At 42.0% G+C, this 19,725-nt stretch carries 14 protein-coding genes; 7 read left to right on the top strand and 7 right to left on the bottom strand.

Annotated elements, in window-relative coordinates; all coding sequences use genetic code 11:
- Positions 1-319 precede the first annotated feature (319 nt).
- The 3 genes from JF50_RS20835 to JF50_RS20825 all read left to right on the top strand — a co-directional run bounded on the left by JF50_RS20835 (position 320) and on the right by JF50_RS20825 (position 3,729).
- Positions 320-1,855, top strand: a complete 1,536-nt coding sequence (locus JF50_RS20835) for a PAS domain-containing hybrid sensor histidine kinase/response regulator (protein ID WP_039611307.1) — start codon at positions 320-322, stop codon at positions 1,853-1,855.
- Between the two features lie 97 nt (positions 1,856-1,952).
- Positions 1,953-2,633 carry a substrate-binding periplasmic protein gene (locus JF50_RS20830; protein WP_160290505.1) on the top strand — a complete coding sequence of 227 codons (681 nt, stop codon included), beginning with the start codon at positions 1,953-1,955 and terminating at the stop codon, positions 2,631-2,633.
- A 229-nt stretch (positions 2,634-2,862) separates the two neighbouring features.
- Complete coding sequence (locus tag JF50_RS20825; RefSeq protein ID WP_039611305.1) at positions 2,863-3,729, top strand: DUF417 family protein; 867 nt, start codon at positions 2,863-2,865, stop codon at positions 3,727-3,729.
- Here JF50_RS20825 and JF50_RS26440 read toward each other — a convergent pair.
- A complete protein-coding gene (locus JF50_RS26440; RefSeq protein ID WP_052262616.1) occupies positions 3,692-5,305 on the bottom strand; it encodes a CHASE domain-containing protein in 1,614 nt (537 codons plus the stop codon). The two genes, JF50_RS20825 and JF50_RS26440, sit on opposite strands and share 38 nt — an antisense overlap.
- A 224-nt stretch (positions 5,306-5,529) precedes the next feature.
- On the opposite strand from JF50_RS26440, the gene JF50_RS20815 reads away from it, so the two are divergent.
- Positions 5,530-6,933, top strand: a complete 1,404-nt coding sequence (locus JF50_RS20815) for a DEAD/DEAH box helicase (RefSeq protein WP_039611304.1) — start codon at positions 5,530-5,532, stop codon at positions 6,931-6,933.
- Between the two features lie 1,318 nt (positions 6,934-8,251).
- Here the strand turns inward: JF50_RS20815 and JF50_RS26435 are convergent.
- The 6 genes from JF50_RS26435 to JF50_RS26430 form a co-directional block, all read right to left on the bottom strand.
- Positions 8,252-10,366: a winged helix-turn-helix domain-containing protein gene (locus tag JF50_RS26435; RefSeq protein ID WP_052262615.1), complete on the bottom strand. Its 2,115-nt coding sequence runs from the start codon at positions 10,364-10,366 to the stop codon at positions 8,252-8,254.
- Between the two features lie 443 nt (positions 10,367-10,809).
- Positions 10,810-11,652 (bottom strand): alpha/beta hydrolase, encoded by an 843-nt coding sequence (locus tag JF50_RS20805; protein WP_039611303.1) that lies wholly within the window; start codon positions 11,650-11,652, stop codon positions 10,810-10,812.
- A gap of 5 nt (positions 11,653-11,657) precedes the next feature.
- Positions 11,658-12,980, bottom strand: a complete 1,323-nt coding sequence (locus JF50_RS20800; protein WP_052262612.1) for a M23 family metallopeptidase — start codon at positions 12,978-12,980, stop codon at positions 11,658-11,660.
- 2 nt (positions 12,981-12,982) lie between these two features.
- Entirely contained in the window at positions 12,983-14,326 is a 1,344-nt protein-coding gene (locus tag JF50_RS20795) for a M23/M56 family metallopeptidase (RefSeq protein WP_039611302.1), read from the bottom strand.
- Between the two features lie 9 nt (positions 14,327-14,335).
- Positions 14,336-14,713 (bottom strand): BlaI/MecI/CopY family transcriptional regulator, encoded by a 378-nt coding sequence (locus tag JF50_RS20790; protein ID WP_327077607.1) that lies wholly within the window; start codon positions 14,711-14,713, stop codon positions 14,336-14,338.
- An 87-nt stretch (positions 14,714-14,800) separates the two neighbouring features.
- Positions 14,801-15,643 carry a LytTR family DNA-binding domain-containing protein gene (locus tag JF50_RS26430; protein WP_052262610.1) on the bottom strand — a complete coding sequence of 281 codons (843 nt, stop codon included), beginning with the start codon at positions 15,641-15,643 and terminating at the stop codon, positions 14,801-14,803.
- A gap of 160 nt (positions 15,644-15,803) precedes the next feature.
- Here JF50_RS26430 and JF50_RS20780 point away from each other — a divergent pair, with 160 nt between their 5' ends.
- From JF50_RS20780 to JF50_RS20770, 3 genes are all read left to right on the top strand, one after another.
- Positions 15,804-16,214 (top strand): DUF2141 domain-containing protein, encoded by a 411-nt coding sequence (locus JF50_RS20780; protein WP_039611301.1) that lies wholly within the window; start codon positions 15,804-15,806, stop codon positions 16,212-16,214.
- A gap of 11 nt (positions 16,215-16,225) precedes the next feature.
- On the top strand, positions 16,226-17,755 hold the full coding sequence (locus JF50_RS20775; protein WP_039611300.1) for a carotenoid oxygenase family protein: 1,530 nt from the start codon (positions 16,226-16,228) through the stop codon (positions 17,753-17,755).
- Positions 17,756-18,905: 1,150 nt separating this feature from the next.
- Positions 18,906-19,725 (top strand): IS110 family transposase (locus JF50_RS20770; RefSeq protein ID WP_039611299.1); only part of this gene is annotated, 820 nt, incomplete at its 3' end.

Raw genomic sequence — 19,725 nt, 5'->3', positions numbered from 1 at the left:
CATGGTCGTACAATTGATAATTTCAAGACAGACGCATTAAGGCGCTAACTTTAAAACTATGACTGACTGGATCAAGGTAAGACATATTACTGCTTATTTTTGTGAGTTTTATAAGCAAGCTGGTCAGCATACTTTAATTGATTAAACTGTACAAGAGAAAAATGAAGTTTATGTGTCATTTTTACGCAATTATCCTTGCAATAGGCGATGCCCATGCAATATTTAATTAAGTTGGTCTCTGAGTTGTACATAAAACCTGCACTCACATTTGTAATGACTATACTAAGAATGCTATCAGCTTAATTTTGGAGGACACTTTGTGCACAGACTGGAGCAGGAACTGTACGCGAAGCTTAAAGAGCATCCCGAGATATTCGAATTTGTGATCGAATCATCTTTAGATGGCCTATGGTACTGGGACCTTGATAACCCAGAACAAGAATGGATGAGCCCCAAATTATGGCAAACACTAGGGTACGACCCAAAGAATAAAAAACACGAAGTCAGTGAATGGCATAAGATCATCAACCTAGACGACCTTAAACTGGCCCTTGATAACTTTGAAAAGCACAAGGCTGATCCAAATCACCCCTATGACCAAGTTGTTCGATATACCCATGCAACTGGCAAAACAATCTGGATACGTTGCAAAGGGCTGATCCTAAGAAATGATGATGGCCATCCAGCGAGAATGATTGGCTCACATATCGATATCACAGAATTTAAAGAGAGTGAGCGTCGCGCCATTGAAGCGCTCGAAGCCAGAGAACAGTTTTTTGCTCGGATGTCTCATGAAATTCGTACCCCATTATTTGGGATTCTCGGTATTGCTGGCACCCTAAAAAATGCGATTGGCAATGAAAAAATAGCACAAGATATCAGTACAATACTGAGCTGCGGTGAGCAGCTTCAATCATTGCTCAACGACATTCTCACCCTAGCAAAGCTCGATGCTGAAAAGCTCTCCACCAGCATCGAAAAAGTTGCTTTAGACAATGTATTCAGCCATATCCATGAGCTGTATGATGCTGCAGCCACAGAAAAAGAACTCGACCTCAATGTCGATACGGACAATATCAAACACGTCTATGTGAAAACCGATAAAGTACGGCTGACGCAAGTGCTCAGTAACTTAGTCAGTAATGCCATCAAATATACAAAATCAGGGTCAGTGACCGTCAAAGCATTGGTGCAAAACCAAACATGCACCCTCTTTGTCACCGATACTGGAGTCGGAATCAAAGATGTCGACGCGATTTTTCAAGCTTATGCGCAAGAAGATAATTCTTACGAGGGCATGGTCAGCGGCAGCGGATTAGGACTAGAAGTCGTTTCACAACTGTGTGAATTACTCGACTACCAACTTAAATTCGAATCAGCGCTTGGGGTTGGTACACAGGTATCTATTTCTATGCCTGCAAATAAAATACAGCCACAAAGTGAGGAACCTGAACCCACAACACCCAAACTCAACACCCCCACCATCGATCGTGTATTAGTGGTGGACGATAACGCCCTGAATTTGGTGATCACCCATAAGATGCTCAATACTTTTTGCAACACAATAGAACAAGCATCCGACGGTTATGAAGCACTGCAAGTAATCAATAGCTCGCCTCCTTTTGACTTGATCTTGCTAGATATCAACATGCCCAAAATGAATGGCTACGAGGTACTGGCCTTACTTACTACCATGTCAATGTCCGAGTCGACTCGCATTATTATGCTCTCGGCCGATGCTTATGAAGCGACCCAACAAAAATGTCTTGAGCTGGGCGCTGATGGGTATTTAACCAAGCCATTTACGCAACATGAGCTAATAGAAGCACTCTCATCCACTAGCACCGAGACATAACTTTTCGCCTATGCAGCCATTCAACTATTTACTGTTTGCCCTTGTGATCTCAACCCTGACCTATTTTATGGGCAGTCACTCGGTTCGGGCGCAAACCTTGACAATTACCATTGGTGAATACCCACCTTACTCAGGTAAAAGCCTGATTGAGCAAGGGCTTGTGCCGCAGATCATCCGTAAAGCATTTGCCGAAAAAGATATTCAGGTTAAATTTGTCTTCATGCCCTGGGCACGCAGTTTCAAGGAATCTGAAAAAATAAATTATGATGCGTCCGCTTTTTGGTTTTGCACAACCAAAAGGCAACAAGACTATTTTTGTAGTACCGCATTATATGAAGAAACCGCGGTATTTTTTTACAATAAAAGTAACCCTGTCCCACCTTGGCGAACCCTACAAGAATTAGATAAATACCGCATCGGTGCGACGCGAGGTTACAGTTATACTCAGGAGTTTTGGCAATTGGCGAAAACAGGCTCACTAGACATCAACGTCATGACCCGAGATGAACAAAACCTCTCTATGCTCATTAAAGGAAGAATTGATCTCTTTCCGATGGGTTTGCTCCCAGCTAGGTATCTATTAGACCAAAAGTATCCGCAGGAAAAACATCAACTCAGCTATCATACGACACCTTTAATGACCGGCACGCTACATCTGTTATTTCCAAAAAGCAAAGAGGATTCTGTTGCGCTGCTCAAAGTGTTCAATGATGGCATGCAAAAAATCATGCATAGTGGCGAATACCAAGCCATCTTATCCAAAAGCCAAAATCGTTAGCGTACTTAGACGACGGCAGTCACAACTCCCCTTCGCTAGACTACAACCAAAGACACCTAAAACTCAGCCTAACAATGTGTACTGAACACAGTAGCCCACAGATAAAAAATATCTTTTGGGACAAGGAGGCCTAATTAACACTCTAACTTGTGACGTAACATCATGTGATTTGAAATATATAGTTGAGCTTTGCGGTCTATAGAGATAATTATTTTAATTGGAAGTTCAAATGCAACATAAAATACTGATAAATATGGTGACCGGACTATTGGCATTTAGCCTTTTTGTTTTCGGGTTATCCATGATGCTGGGTGGCAATGATCGATACGTACACACCGTATTGCAATTTTATGCCCTCGATAACGCCATGTCACAAATGCTTGCAGCACAGCTGCTAGGCGGGGTGATCATTATTATTAGCGCATCATTGGTTTACCAGCAACCGGCATCAAAAAAAGTGGCACTGTTCGGTGTCACGGCCCTGTCAATACTCTTTTTAATCACCTTATTGGGGGACGCTCGTTGGATAAATGCGTTAGGTGGATTTCCAGTGATCGGCTCAGGGCAAGGTATCATTAAATACTTTGCACTGTTGCCCGTTGTGGTTTACCTGTTTTTACGTGATAAATTTACAGCATATCAGCACCAATGGCTCAATTTTTTCCCTGTTGCGCTAGTGCTGGTATGGATAGGCAGCATGAAATTCTTCGAGTTTGAAGCCAAAGGCATCGAAACGCTGTTAACTCATTCACCTCTGATGTCATGGATGTATGACGTACTTTCGCTGCAAATGGCGTCAAACTTAATTGGCATATATGACCTATTCTTTGCTGGACTTTTGGCTTTCGCAATTGCCCAGCAAAGTTTACTGTTACTCAGAGCTGCCGTATTCGGGTGTGGTGCCGTGTTTATCGTCACGCAAACTTTTTTATTTACAACACCGGGCGCGCTCAGTGCAACCACACTATTAACGGGAACAGGGCAATTTATTATTAAAGATATTTGGTTTATCTGTAACTTATTAATCATCACCTGGCTTATGCATAGCCAGCAGCAAACTAATCAGCCACACTCATCGGAAGCTGTGGCTGTTTAGGCTTTACCAAATCCACCACATGTGCACAATTACGGCCAGCTTCTTTGGCCGTATACATCGCTCTGTCAGCATGGTTCAACAATATCTCTTCACTCTCATGTGTCTCTGGGCGCATGACAGCGCCCCCCACACTCACTGACACAAACTTAGAGACCTCAGATCCTTCATGGTGAATCCTCAGTCCCCGAACAGCTGCAAGGCAGTTTTCAGAGAACAGATCTATTCGCTCTGTATCTGGCAAAATAAATACGAACTCCTCTCCCCCGATACGTGCAAATACATCACACGAGCGTTTTGCCAGTTCATTTAATGCCTGTGCGACCCGATGAAGGCAATCATCTCCCATAACATGTCCATATCGATCGTTATACTCTTTGAAATAATCTATATCCACCACCAGCAAACTGATTGGACTAGAAATACGCACAGCTCGACGCCACTCCTTTTGTAGCTGCAAATCAAAATAGCGACGATTTGAGACCTGCGTTAATCCATCTACTTGTGTTAACACCAACAAACGCTCGTTGGCTTTATCCAGCTCATGTGTTTTTGCTCGTACAGCTTGCGCAATGGCAACTTGCTTACGATAAAGTAAGCGAACATAAAGCAAGGTGAGTATCGTCGATAAAACGCCAATAACTAATACAATATAGGGCATCGAGGAAGTTCGACTTTGAATAAACTGCGCTGTAGGTACCGCACTGATCCGCCAATCCCGCCCCCACACTTCAATCCAAATCCTATGCGGTAAAAATGACGACGTCATATCGCCATGACGGTGCAATGTCTGCGCCGCAGATGACTCAGTCATATCTTCAATTAGAAATTCAATATCCCCTTCATTTTTCCCCAGTTTTGATTGCATGATAAGCGTTTGCACTTTAAATACACCGACCACAAAACCAAGAATATGCGCTCTTTTTTCCAGCACAGTCACCGGCTGTTCTAGGTACACAGGGCGCAAAGCTAAAAATGCATGTTGCTCTTTCGGATCTTGTACAAGTTTAATGCTCGAAGTCGCTAGTGGTAGAGCTAAGTCTCTTGATGCCTGAATGGTTGATTGCCGACGAGTATCAGATAAAAGATCAAAGCCAAGTGCAATTTCATTGCCGTATATTGGTTCTACAAACTGGACTGGGTAGTACTCTTTACGCTCATCGGCTCTTTGTATCACCCCTTTAGGTTGGCGCTCTGTAATGGAAAAATGTGTGTAATTCCTGAGGCCCTGCCGCTCAAATTCCTCTCTATCCTGATGCGGTACCCTTGGCGCCCACTCCAAAGCTTGGATCCCAGGGTGTGTGGTAAGTAGCTTTGCAGATACTTTTCTAAAAAGCAGCTTATTTGCGGAGGGCTGTGTTTCAAATAAAATGGCTAAGCTATGCAGTGTTGTTAATCGGCTCAATACACTTTGTTTGAATGAATCAACACGCAAAACATATTCACTTCTAAACTCTTGCGATATTAAACGTTGCTGATCGAGGTGCAGCATATAGGCCATAATCATAGTAAAACCGAGCCCAAATATGACCACCAGCCCTTGTAGCCACTTAGCATAATGACGATGTGTTAAATCCATATCAACCTCCGCGCATCCCTGATTCAGCAAAGTATAGATAAGCCAGTTAAAATCGCTGCATTTTAAATGGGGATTTCTCCTAACCGGCTATGAGGAGTAAACATAATTCATTCGGCAGATACCCACATCTCTGCTATTATCGCTAACTTGCGGTACCACTATCGCTCACCATAAGATTAAAGCAAAGGCCGAGTTGTATTTTGGCCAAACAGAAGAGAACTTGCATGAATTTTTCCCAACTTGGGCTATCTCAAGTACTGCTAGATACACTCCAATCCAAAGGCTATCAATCACCTACACCAATACAACAGCAAGCAATCCCTGCAGTGCTGGCTGGCGAGGATGTAATGGCAGCGGCGCAAACAGGTACAGGTAAAACCGCGGCGTTTACCTTGCCACTCATCGAGCAGTTGCTAAACACACAGCAACCACATGCCAATCAAGCACGAGTTTTAGTCTTAGCGCCAACACGGGAGTTGGCCATACAAATATCTGAAAACGTAGAAACTTACAGCCAAGGTACCCGTATTCGCAGCACAGTTGTATATGGTGGAGTAAAAATTAACCCGCAAATGATGCGTCTGAGAAAAGGGGTGGACATATTAATCGCCACACCAGGTCGCTTACTCGATTTATATCAGCAAAATGCTGTTAAATTCAATGAACTCAGTGCTTTAGTTTTAGATGAAGCCGACCGCATGCTGGATATGGGCTTTATTCACGACCTAAAGAAGATCATTAGTCTGTTGCCAAAAAAGCGTCAAAATTTACTTTTTTCAGCGACTTTCTCAGACCCGATTCGAACACTGGCTAAAACGCTATTTTCTGCACCTGTCGAGATTTCTGTCGCCACTGAAAATACCGCAGCAAAAACGGTAATACAAAGTGCCTATGCGTTGGATAAGTCACAAAAAAACAAATTGCTCAGTCATTTCATTTTAAATAAAAAATGGCAGCAAGTACTGGTATTTTGTCGAACCAAACATGGGGCAAATCGACTGGTTACCTATTTAGAAAAAAACCATATCAGTGCTGCGGCCATACATGGCAACAAATCCCAAGGTGCAAGAGTTAAAGCGCTGACAGGCTTCAAAAGTGGCGATATAAATGTACTTGTTGCGACTGATATCGTGGCGCGTGGTTTAGACATTAATGAACTGCCCTATGTTATCAATTATGACTTGCCGAATACCTATGAAGATTATGTGCACCGTATTGGCCGTACTGGCCGAGCAGGAAGCGAGGGCATAGCAGTGTCATTTGTAACCGCAGCTGACGCCGATGATCTCTATGGTATCGAACGTTTTATCGGTGCGTTGATCCCACGTGCCGAAGAGCCTGGTTTTGTCCCTCAAAACCCAGTACCAGAGAAGGAGTTAGACACTCGACCTTTGAAACCTAAAAAGCCCAAAAAACCAAAAAAGAAGAAGCCATCACCAGAGGGGTCGGACAAAACGGCTAAGACTGCTAAACAGCCAACAGTAAATAAGAGCCAAGCACGAAATAGAAAGCCACAACAGAGTAAAAAGCCGGCGGGACAGAAGCAGGGGCAAAAGCACAACCCGACCTCGAAAGAGAGTAAGCGCAGCGCACCACAAAAAAGCCGCTCAAGAAATAAACCCAATTAGTTGAATTAGCCATGTTGGTCGATATACGCTGAGTGAACACTCAGCGTTTTTATAAGGCTGTATCATGCAACTCGATCAGCTGCCTGCCTTGGTATATCACAGTTACATAGTATTGGATCTCAATCTAAGTTCAACTTACTGTGTCCTGACATGATATAAATGACGCTTAATAAGCATATGATCGCAAGCGGCAACTAAAAAGAGTTTAGTGCCCCTTCATCATCAAAGTAGAAATTAGTAGAAATTGCGGCAAGGCAAAAGAATAAAAGCCAGTACCGCTCTCCTTGCGGTCATATGACAACGGCCTATTACAGTCCATTTCGCATATGTGGCGACCTTCCTTGAAATTAGCAAACATCCCCAGATTCGACTCTCAGTAACACCAATGTAAACTTGATCCTACTTCCTTTCCCTTTAAGAGGGAGGGAAATATACTCATCTCGTATTTATAGCTGGCTTATTCTTTTATTTATATTCACTCACGAGGAATTCGTGCATCCTAGCTGACTCACTGCATCCTAGCTGACTTCACTGCATCCTGGCTGACTTCACTGCATCCTGGCTGACTTCACTGCATCCTGGCTGACTTCACTGCATCCTGGCTGACTTCACTGCATCCTGGCTGACTTCACTGCATCCTGGCTGACTTCACTGCATCCTGGCTGACTCACTGCATCCTAGCTGACTTCACTGCATCCTGGCTGATTTCACTGCATCCTGGCTGACTCACTGCATCCTAGCTGGTTACTGATTCAAACACTATTTCATTGCATTCATTTCAGTTAGGCGATCCAACCTCCAATCTACTTTTGCATCCGTACAAAAAACTGGAGGTGAATCACACCACCCAACGCCCATTCCTTGCCGCGGCTCTCAAGTTATAAAAATGCGTTTCTAACACCAACAACTAAACGATTACTTTTTTGTAACCTAAAAAGTAAGTAATAAAATCAATTGCTTAACAAACACAAATAAAAATAAATTTTAGTGGAAAGTTTTATAAAAATATTGGTTATATAAAATGATGAGTTGTTGCACAGGTGAGTGGTGATATATATCGGGCTCAGTGCAAGCATAAAGCTAAAATAAACATAACTGAGCCCAAGTAAAGCTTATAAAATGTGTCTATCTGCTTTCCTTCTCGGGATCTGTAGGGTCATAACACTCTCCAACTAAATTACAAAATTCAGGTTCCGCTGGACTTGTGGCATAAACAGGCCCAGATATCAGCGAGAAAAGTACTGCTACGCAGAGTAGTTTATTGGTATTCATTATTATTCTCATATTTTTATATGTTTATGGGTAGAAGTAAAAAGCGTTACTTAAAATACAACTGCTGTATGGCAGAGTCATTTATTTGAACTGATAAATACACAATGTGGCTGGCTTGTTCATTCACGGAGATCCTTGGATACAAACTATAAAACATATCCTCAATCATGGTATGTTCCCGTGATTCCAAATCAAAGTGATTTACATAGCTCTTTAAGTAGTCGAAGTCAGACCAGACAACACCATTTTGCTTTACATGCCACCGAGCAATGGCTTCAAAATTAATGCGATGTTCAAGTGGTTCAATGACCTCTAATTCAGGGGATAAAAGGAATAAGTCTCCAACATAGTTTGCTGCAACAAAACCATTTTTGGTAGGCCGGATAGACTTAAAATGGCGCACAAATACTTCTGTGGTGGCGCTTTCAATATCATATTTTTGAATTTCCCATTCACCACCAACCTGTACACCAAACAACACAGCTTTATCATTTTGATAGAACACACCGTCACTCGATGAGCTCGAATCAGCCGTGAAATACTCTAGCTGTCTACTTTTCATAGAGAAAATCGCAAGACGGTGTTTTTCTTTTACTAATAAGTGCTGATTCGTTGTCGCAACTGCCAGTAACTCTAATTTATCTTTCGTCTCAAAATACGTGGTGAGTTGATCATTTTTAATATTTAAATGACCCAGATAATTCACATCATTTCTTTTGACTCTGACCCAGCGCATGTTCTCATCAACGGGGTCAAATATCATGGATGTCACTTCAGGTGAAGTATTGATCAACCTACTGACCTCACTCGTACTCGTCAGTGCACGTTCAATGTACAACCGATTAGCACGTTCTTGAGATTTGCGTATCGCAACAACATGACCAGCTTGAGAAGCAGCTATGTCCCATATTAATGCACCTGGATTATCACGAACCTGTTTACTTTCGCCTGTATTGACATTGATGATGTGTAATCCAGCACCATCTAACAGCAGTATGTCATTGTTGGTAAGCCACACAGCGCGCGCAGCCAACTCATTTCTAGTAATCAATACCTTATCTAACTGAGTTTCAAAATTATGTATTACAAGAGATGACTTCCCAGATTGTAAAATAACGTTTACTAACCGCTTTTTATCCGGAGAAACACTGCTGGCGATAATGAACTCATCGCTGTGTGTGGGTGTCAAAAGTCGGGTCAGCTTAAGAGACTCAAGATCTAAAGAGTAAAGCATTAGTACAGAACCAGCATTATGCCCAATTTTTACTATCATTTCAGATTCTGTTCTTCCAGCGATGACATCACTGACCCAGTATTTATCCTCAATCAATGTCACCATTGCACTTTCAGGCTCAGATACTGTTAATGGTAATAGCTTTAGTGATGAAGCGCCGGTGACTGTGTCACTAAATACCAGTACCTTATCATTCTGCGCAAAGTTTAGAAAACGTGCATTGGTGGCTTTGGTTGTCAGTTTACGCGTGGTGCCATCTTGCTTATCGAGCAGATAAACTTGTTGTGATTCATTCTCAGAGTGTCGACCAGTAAAAGCGACAAAGCGACCATCGGATGACACCGCAATCCCTCTTTTATCACCATTAAACTCAGTGAGCGACGCTTCACCTGCAAACTGGGGCCCATCGTCCAAGTTAATATAAAGGCTGAGTGAGCAAATAATGAACAGCATAAAGACTGCAACCGCCCACGTAGTCACATTACGCTGTTTTTTATGCTGGGGCTCAAAGGTGGGTTGCACAACTTCTGTCGAGACACTGTCTTGAACTGGCGTGGCTTCAATAGGCGCGGCTTCAACTGGGCTCACTGTTGAGCTATCTAGAATATTGGTATCACAAACGAGCTTATATCCCCGCTTTGCAACCGACTTGATATACTTTGGATTCGTTAAGTCATCATCTCTTAAGATGACACGCAGCTTTTTAACCGTGCCTCTGACAGCGGTGTCGGTAACTACACGATCAGCCCAAACATGCTTGTGCAACTCGTCAACGGTAACGTAACGACCACGACAGTCATAGAGATATAATAATAACTCCATTACTTTAGGTTCGACTGAAGTTTCTTCACCATTTAGAAAGAGCAAACCTTGCTCTAAATCAATAATAAAATCACCAAGTGAAGCTTTAATACTATCCTTTTGCAACCAACTATTCCCAACTAAAGTTTGACGTACAAGGTGGACTAAAAACCGACACCAATAATGCTAAATATGTAAATATTCATAAATACTATGGCCTATCAAGTGTACCAAGGAAATCCGTGATAATTCAACCTTAAGAGCCTTTCCTAATGATGAAAATCTCTTTATAAATATATAGTTATATTCATAATGAGGTCCACTACATTACCCGTAGCATATAAATTAGTACTTAATAAACATTCACTTAAGATATTTTTTAGTGAGCGATACGCATTAAAATTGAAAGGTGAATTCTTATTGACACTTTTTCACAATCCAGCCTCAATTAAATTACAGCACACTACGACTAAAATTTAATTACATGCAAAAATAGGAGCAATAAAGTGCTCCTATTTGATAGAAATATAGCGCTAACAAGCATTAACGCTCTCAGTTTGACATAGCGACTACTTACCGTATAAATCAATTAAACCTTCTGTGAGCAGCAGCGCAAAAACACTAAAATGTGATGTACTCGGAATGACTTTATATTGATAATTAAAGCCTTCATATTGTCGCTTATCTAGAATGCTAATAAACGCTTTAAGGTCTGTAACCATGAACCCTTCATTACCCCCAATATAATAGCGTACTGTTGCAGGCAAAATATGATTGCGCTTTGCATAGCTTCGTTCCATCTCAAATATGACCTTATTGTCATACCAAAGAGACGGGCTACCCAAAATATAGGATTCAAATAGCGTCGGCTGATGCAGTAAAATATACGTGCCTAGTAACCCACCATATGAATGACCAACAAATGTTTTTCTAGATTTATCCACTCGAAACGAGCGAATCATCAAAGGAATTACCTGATTGTCTATAAACTTCACATAGCTGCCAGCTTGCCCAGATACTTGCTGCGCTGCTTTGGAGTGCCCTCCCGTTTCATGAGGTGCGAATGTCGGGGTATAATCCCGGGTTCGACTCAACAACGGGTCTGTCCCTTGTGAATAGGAAATACCCACTACAATCACTTCTTCAATATCGCGGCCTTCTATTAAATGTAAAATCCCACTCGCTGTAGCGATGGCGTAACTCGTATCATTAATTAATACTAACGGATAATGACGATTTGACTTGTGATAGCCTTTGGGGAGTCGGACATACAGTTCGTAATTCTGTTGATTAAAGTCCGATTTGATCTTTAATATTTGCGTATTCTGAATTGTGAACTGATCACCTGCATATACCTGTACAGCAAACACCAATATGGTCGACACTAAAATCAAAAATAACCGCTTATACATTCTGACTAATACTCCTTAACTTCATGATTTAAAACTAGCTTTGAATTATCCGTTTGTTTAACGTCATTGCTTTTTAACTGCGAATTTATACGTGTAACAGTATGAAAAAACGCGGTTAACTTGGCACCTGAAAGCTTACTGGTCGCATACTGAGATGTGTTGAGCATTAATGGGTTAATGGCTTGACCATTTTTATGTAACTCAAAATGCAAGTGGGGCGCTTGCGATAATCCCGTATTTCCTAGATAACCAATGATCTCACCCTGCCTGACATGGGCCCCTGATTTTATGCCTTTGGCAAACCCTTGTAAGTGGGCATATAGGGAGCGATAACCATTTGCATGTTGAATCAAAACTCGATTGCCAAAGCTACCTCCCCAGCTCGCTTTAAGCACTCGGCCATCACCGGCGGCAAAAATAGGCGTACCAACAGCAGCACCAAAGTCCAACCCTTTGTGTAGTCTTGTATACCCTAAGATTGGATGCTTCCGATGGCCAAATGTTGATGAAAGGCGGGCGCCATTAAGTGGTGTTTTTAACAAAAAGCTCTGCACTGGCCGCCCATCTGCATAATAAAATTGGCCCTGTGATTCTTGACCTACTTCATGGTGATACAAAACATGTTCGATGCCCGACACAGTCAGTTTAATGAACGTCACTTTATGATGACCGGTTCGCTTAGACAATGGATGAGGGTTCAGCAATTGAGTGGCTTGATATAAGACCTCAAATACATCTGTATCTCGAAGTGTTCTTTGAAAGTCCACTCGGTGAGAAAGCACAGCAATGGCCTTTTGAATAACTTCGACTGCCACTCCTCCATAAATTGCACTGTTATATAGGCTAACATCAACCATAACTTTGCTGTGCTTATAGACCAATTCAGTTTCTAAAGTGGACTCTGTGACTTGCCAACCTCCCTCTGCTAATGTCGCAGTCACTATGGTTGCAAAGCGCACCCCTATTGCGAGAGTCAGTAGTGAACCTTGTTCATCAAGTGTCACCTGTATAACCTTGCCTGTAGGTAGCTTATTCAAATCTAACCAAGGTTTCAGCTCACCAATTAACGCGATGACTTGTTGCGTACTTATCCCATAGCGGCGTAGCACACTAAGTAAATTTTCCCCAGCCGCAAGCGTGATCGTCTCTACTGTAGTACGCATACTCTCTTCTTGAGAGTGGACAGTATTCAACTCAATTGGCATTTCACGAATCACGTCAGACTGCAAAGATGTGGTTTGCTCTACCAGCGTCTGATCAACTTTTTCCGAGGTGCAAGCGATCCCTACAACTAGAGCTGCAGTAAGCAAAATTCTATTTTTAATCATCGTTATTTTAGTTCTAGAATACCCAATGGATTGACTCGCTGTTCTTGATATAACAGCTCAAAGTGAAGATGTGCGCCTGTTACTCGACCACTCGCACCTAACGTACCAATCTCATTACCGCCTTTGATCCGCATCCCCTGTGTCACGTTAATTGTATCTAAGTGAGCATATAAACTTTGATACCCATTTTCATGTTGCAGAAGTACCACATTACCGAGGTTAGGCGACAGCGTGCTGGCATCTGCCACAATAACGACCCCACCCAGTACTGCCATCACAGGTGTTCCAACAGGTGCAACTAAGTCAATACCGCCATGTGGCTTAAGATGCCGAAACTCTGAAATATGGCCATAGTATGAGCTGATCACAAAATCGCTAAGAGGGTTGTGCCACCTATCTAAATCTGCGTATAAGACAGGTCTTGCTTTAATATTAGCAACCCCGAGAGAGCAGGTTATCAATAACAACAATGCGAATAGATAGACAGGTTTACTAGACTGTGGTTGGATGATCTGCTGAAATCTCAACTTGTAATCTTCTAAACTCAATGCATCTGAAGAGAAATTCGCTGTATTTGGCATAGAGCGGGTCGCAACTGAGCGCTTCAACACTGCCATTAATGTTATCGCGTAATCCTTTTTATTGATGTCACAGTCTCTCACTGTTTTTAAGTCACACCTCAGTTCCATCGCATGAATAAATCCCTTTTCCATTTTTTTTATAAACGGGTTGAACCAAAAAAGACACCTCAATATGCTCCAAATAAGCAATGCAATATGGTCTTTATGGTGTATGTGGGTGGCTTCATGGCATAGCAGAGTATGCTGCTGCTCAGGACTCAACTGCGAAAAGTAATTGGGTAATATAATTTTACTGTCCAATAACCCGAATACAAAAGGTGAGCAGGTAATTGGAACTGCAACGCAAAGCGTCGGTGTTGTTGATTGCTCAAAAGGCTTAGAGGTCATGAGTAACCTGTGCATATTACGCCAGCTACTATAAAAACGACTGAGCTTGTGTATTACTACAACAAAGTAAAGAACAACCGCAATATAGAACAACACATCAAAGGAAAATTGCATATTTTGAGCTGATATTTGCGCTGCTTGCTGCTGCTTTTGCTCAACATATCCACCAAACTCAAGTAGGACTTTTGGAATGGCGCCTACTTCAGTATTCGCCCCAATCGGTAAAATGGGCAAAGCCGATAAAATGAGAGTCGCCCACCATATCGCCGGTGTTGCTGGGTATTTTTTGGTTATATATTTACCAATGTTAAATAATACAAAGCTCGTTAAGAGCCATAAGGTTAAGATCAGCAGCGGACTAATTAATGACCCATCCATGTATATACCTTACTCTTTGCCCTTTTCATTCAATTCTTCAAGTAATGACTCAAGTTCATCTAACTCTTCTTCTTGAATTAAGCGGCTATCAGCAAACATAGCAACCGGTAACGGCCCATCTAATTCAAAAACGGATTTCGCAAACTCTTGCGCACACGCTGCTAAAGTAGGCACTTTGTCGACTTCTGCGGTGAATATTTTTTTATTACCTAGCTCCCCTACATTTAACAAGCCTTTGTCAGCCATACGCTCAAGTGTTTTGCGAGTTGATGAGTAGCTCCATGCAAAGTCAGCTTCAATTGCATCATGAATTTCTCTAGCCGTTCTTGGTTCTTTTTGCCAAAGCAATTTTAATATGACTAGTTCCGTATTATTTGGTTTCAACATATACCCTCCTGTGACATATGTCGCACCTTAACATGCAATCAGGTGCGACACAAGTCGCACTTGATTGCATATAACTATCTCAGCCTGCTATGGCATATTGAGCGTGTGTTTTGTTTGGCTGAGAAATGTTTGAGAGACAGGCACTTCCATATTGTTATTCAGTCGTAAAATAAGCCGACGCCCTTCACGCTTTGTTGCAGTCACTGCGTTGGTGGATACCCACCAAGAGCGGTGAGTCTGAAAACCAGGATAACCATCCAATTGCTTTAGTGCATCTTTAAAGCGCATTAAAAGCATATGGCTTCCTTTGTCTGTGTGTACTTGCAGATAATGATCATCCATTTGCAAACAAATGAGCTCTCCACGTTTTTCGATAGGCAATTTACGCATAAAGTCCATCAACATTTTCTGCTGCAATATCGTCTCTTCTGGTTGCTCTAACTCTAAGCGCTGTTGCTGATAGGTGATCATCGCATGTTGTTGCTGCACAAAAGTCTTTGTTACACTGATTAAGGTGATAACTCCCCCAATAAATAAGCAAGCCATGATAGCGAAAGGCACGCTCTCCCAATAACTTGATGACAAAGAAAAAAAACGGGTAATGATAAATGGCGTGATGAGCCCCATAATGATGCTGGCACATAAAATAGAGACCACCAAAGACAGGACATTTTTTGTCTTCAAATTAGGCGCTAAACTTGAAAGCGCCGTTCTACCCAAAGTCAACGCGGGTGCATAAACCAAGTAACCACACAGACAAATGGTTACCCAGAAGCTCAATGCGTACACAAAACTAACGCTGTCCATACCAAAAGGTTTTAAAAAGGCCAAAAAGCATGCACATAACAAAACAATAGTGCCATCAGAAGCAAGATTACGAATTGTCCATCTTGAGCTTTCATTATGATTTTTATAGTTATTTTTTTTCATTTCACGATTCGCCAAAAAGACATCTGCTAAATTAGCCTAACCCACGAAGTACCTGCCTAACTCACGAAACTCATATTGTTCATGGATAAAATCCATTTTATCTTTTTTATCAATCACCGCAAATAAGCACCAAAAAAAACAGATAAGTAAGGAAGAATATATGAAGGCTTTAATTTCAACACTGGCTCTATGCTGCGCACCAGTCATGGCCAATCACCTTGAATTACAAATCACTAACGTCAGTAACGAACAGGGAAAAGTGTATATCGAATTATTTAAAGGAGCGCAGGACTTTAAAGCAGGTAAAAGCTATATCCAAAGTATCATCCCTGCAAAAAAAGGCACAGTACAGGCAAACTTCTCAGACATAGAAAGCGGAGAGTATGTCATTCGCTTCTTTCATGATGTTAATAATAATGCACAACTAGATACAAACTTATTCGGTATCCCAGTAGAGGGAGTTGGCTTTTCAAATAATGCGACCATGCAATTTGGACCGCCGAAATATCAAGATATGGCGATCACCATCAAGAATGGTAACAACACAGAAAGTACCAATATAAGCTACTAAAGGATCTCATTATGGACCGTCGGCAATTACTTAAAGGCATGCTAGCAGCGCCCATTACACATGCAACTATCTCAGCGCCTTGTCTCGCCGCTATGCAAGGCAGCTTACCTCACGTTGATCCGTTAAAGGTCAATCAACAACGCTTTTTAGCTGCATTGGACACAAACCCAGACTTGATAGGTGTGCTTGGCACTGACTCTGACTTTTCACCTCGTCAATTGAAAGTAGAAGGCCAATTGCCAAAAGATCTGCAAGGTTTCTTTTATCGCAACGGTCCAGCTCGGCACCAAAGAGCTGAGCAGAGGTATACGCACTTATTTGAAGGGGATGGCATGATCCATCAGTTTCAGTTTGCAGAAGGAGCTGTACATCACCAAGGTAAATTTACACAAACAAGTAAATTTATCGCTGAAGAAAAAGCTGGCAGATTTTTGTTTTCTGGCCCAGATAGTAAACTGCCAAACAGCCTTGCAATCAACAACCCTGATTCAATTAATACAGCCAATACGAATGTATTGCCAGTTAACGGGGAGTTATGGGCACTGTGGGAAGCTGGCTCTGCAACCGCAATTGATGGAGGTACACTCAAAACTAAATCGCTGATTAATCTCGGTGAAGGTACGCAGCATAAAAATAGTTTAAAAGGCTTACCCTTCTCTGCACACCCGAAAGTAGAAGCGGATGGGACGATATGGAATTTTGGCTACGCGCTTAGTGGCCATATAGTTTTATACCAGTTAAATAGCCATGGTAAATTACAAAATGTAGGTATGGTTAATAGCGGGTTTACAGGGGGAATGGTGCATGACTTCTTAATCACCGAAAAACATATTCTTCTTTTATTACCTTCGTTGAAACGGGATAGAACCATAGAAGGGCAATTTTCATCTATTCAATTTGCGCCAGAGCAGGCCATGGAAGTACTCATTATCAGTAAAGGTACGCTCAAGGTCGTAAGAAAATATAGTTTAGATCCTGGTTTTGTTTTTCATTTTGGCAATGCTTGGGAGGATAAAAATGACAACATATCTTTTGATGCGAGTTTATACCCAAACGGGAATGTACTAAACCAAATGACTGCGATGATGCAAGGAAAAAGCGATATACCTGTATCACCCGCGAAAACTGTCGTATTTAGCTTATTGCGAAATGGTAAAGTGAGATCATACACTATCGATGGAATCAGCGAATTTCCGCGTATATATAGTGCATTAACTGGTAAGAAGAATCGTGATTTATTCACTCTGTCATCTATAGAAAGCGATGTTTGGAGCGATAGCGTTAGACGTATTAACTTAGACAATGATAGCGTGGATACTTTCACTTATGGTAAGGACTATTTAGTTGAAGAGCATGTATTAACAGCCTCTAACGAAAACGCTAGAAATGATTACTTAATTGGTACTGCGTTACACATTCCAACAAAGCGTACTTGCCTCAATATATTTAATGCACACAACATATCAGCAGGACCAATTTGTAGAGCCTGGTTGCCCTATGCTATTCCTTTAGGGTTTCATGGTAACTTCTTAGCAAGTTGATTAATGTGCAAAAGGCTAGCGACAGCGAACGCAGTGAGTCCGCTCTTTTTACGCAAGGTGATTAACGTGCAAAATGTAACGATAGCGAGCGAAGCGAGTACGTTCAATTTGCGCAAGGTGAGTATTGTGCGAAAGGTTTATGACACAGCGCGGAGCGCTGCCATTCTTTTCGCGCAAAGTGATTAACGTGCAAAATGTAACGATAACGAGCGAAGTGAGTACGTTCAATTTGCGCAAGGTGAGTATCGTGCAAAGTGTAACGATAACGAGCGAAGCGAGTACGTTCAATTTGCGCAAGGTGAAATAAGCTAGTTTAGCTGTTGCTGAGGGGGCTTAAACGCAAAAAAGCCCGACTCTTTCGAATCGGGCTCTCTTTTATTTGGCGCTTGGCAATGTCCTACTTTCACATGGGCGAAATGAGACCGAAGCGAAGCTTCGCAGTTCATTGAGATGAGCGCATGGATGCGCGATGGGACCCAGCTTCAGGGATGAATAGACAACGCAGCACTATCTACAAAGAAATAACGTAATGCAATAAAACATACAACGGTGAAATAGGCCATTTTAACCGTTGCTAAGGGACTGTATTCAAAAGGAGTAAAGGGTTAAAGCGGTGAAGGTTGCTCCCTTCACCTTGCGCTTATCGTGCAAAAGGCTAGCGACAGCGAGCGCAGTGAGTACGCTCTTTTTGCGCAAGGTGAAATAAGCTAGTTTAACCGTTGCCGAGGGACTTAAACGCAAAAAAGCCCGACTCTTTCGAATCGGGCTTTGTTTTATTTGGCACTTGGTAATGTCGGGAAAGCCACCGCTGGCCGCCCCACACACTATCATCGGCGCTATCGTACCAAAGGCTAGCGACAACGAACGCAGTGAGTACGCTCTTTTTGCGCAAGGTGATTAACGTGCAAAATGTAACGATAACGAGCGAAGCGAGTACGTTCAATTTGCGCAAGGTGAAACAAGCCATTTTAACTAAACAAAGTCAATACACTGCCATCAATCTCTATCATGTTCTCTCTATGTCATTCCGGACTTGCTCCGGAAACCAAATATTATGCAAAAAAGAAATGGATCCTGAAGCGATATATGGACTCCACCACACTTCACATACAGTGTAATGTGGTGTCGACCAAAACAAAGGAGTCCATATATGAATAATCGTAACGTGATTGCGCTCGATCTTGCAAAAAATATTATCCAAGTCGCAAAAGTCTCTAAACATGGCGAAATTATTTTTAATAAAGCACAGTCTCCATCTAAAGTTCGCCAGATACTCGCTAACTCTCCTCCTAGCATTGTGGCAATGGAGGGATGTGGCAGTTTTCATTATTGGGGGCGGGTTGCTCAATCCTATGGTCATGAAGTGAGAGGGATGTCTCCGAAACATGTTAAGCCTTATATAAGCAAACAAAAAACAGATGCCAATGATGCTATCGGGATTGCGATTGCTGCTATTCAACCAAATATGCCCTTTTCTCCAGTAAAAAACATAGAACAGCAAATTCTCCAAACGCTCACTGTGAGTCGTAAGTTTCTGGATAAACAACTTACACAACTCAGTAATCATATTAGGGCCTTATTTTATGAATATGGCATCACTATTCCTCGCTCCAAGAAAGCATTGAAAGAGGTTTTAACAGAGTGCAATAGTTTACCAGAGGTATTATTGCCATTACTCAGTGTCTTAAAAGCTCAATACCATCAAATAGAGCAATCTCTGAATAAAGTCACTAAAAACCTAGAACTGCTTGTTTCTCAAAATGAACAATGCCAACGTGTTATTGCGCTTGAAGGTGTGGGAGTTTTAGGCGCAGCGGGGCTAATTGCCAGCTTGAGTCAAACGGAGCATTTTAAAAATGGGCGATGTGCTTCAGTATATTTAGGCGTTACCCCAAAACAATTTAGCAGTGGCGGAAAAACCGTGATGCTGGGAATTGATAAATGTGCTGGAGATAAACAGCTAAAGTCCT

This window comes from Pseudoalteromonas luteoviolacea (genome assembly GCF_000814765.1).
GTDB classification, from domain to species: Bacteria; Pseudomonadota; Gammaproteobacteria; order Enterobacterales; family Alteromonadaceae; genus Pseudoalteromonas; species Pseudoalteromonas luteoviolacea_H.
The sequence above is the reverse complement of the archived record's forward strand: the minus strand, read 5'-3'. Positions and strand labels throughout refer to the sequence as shown.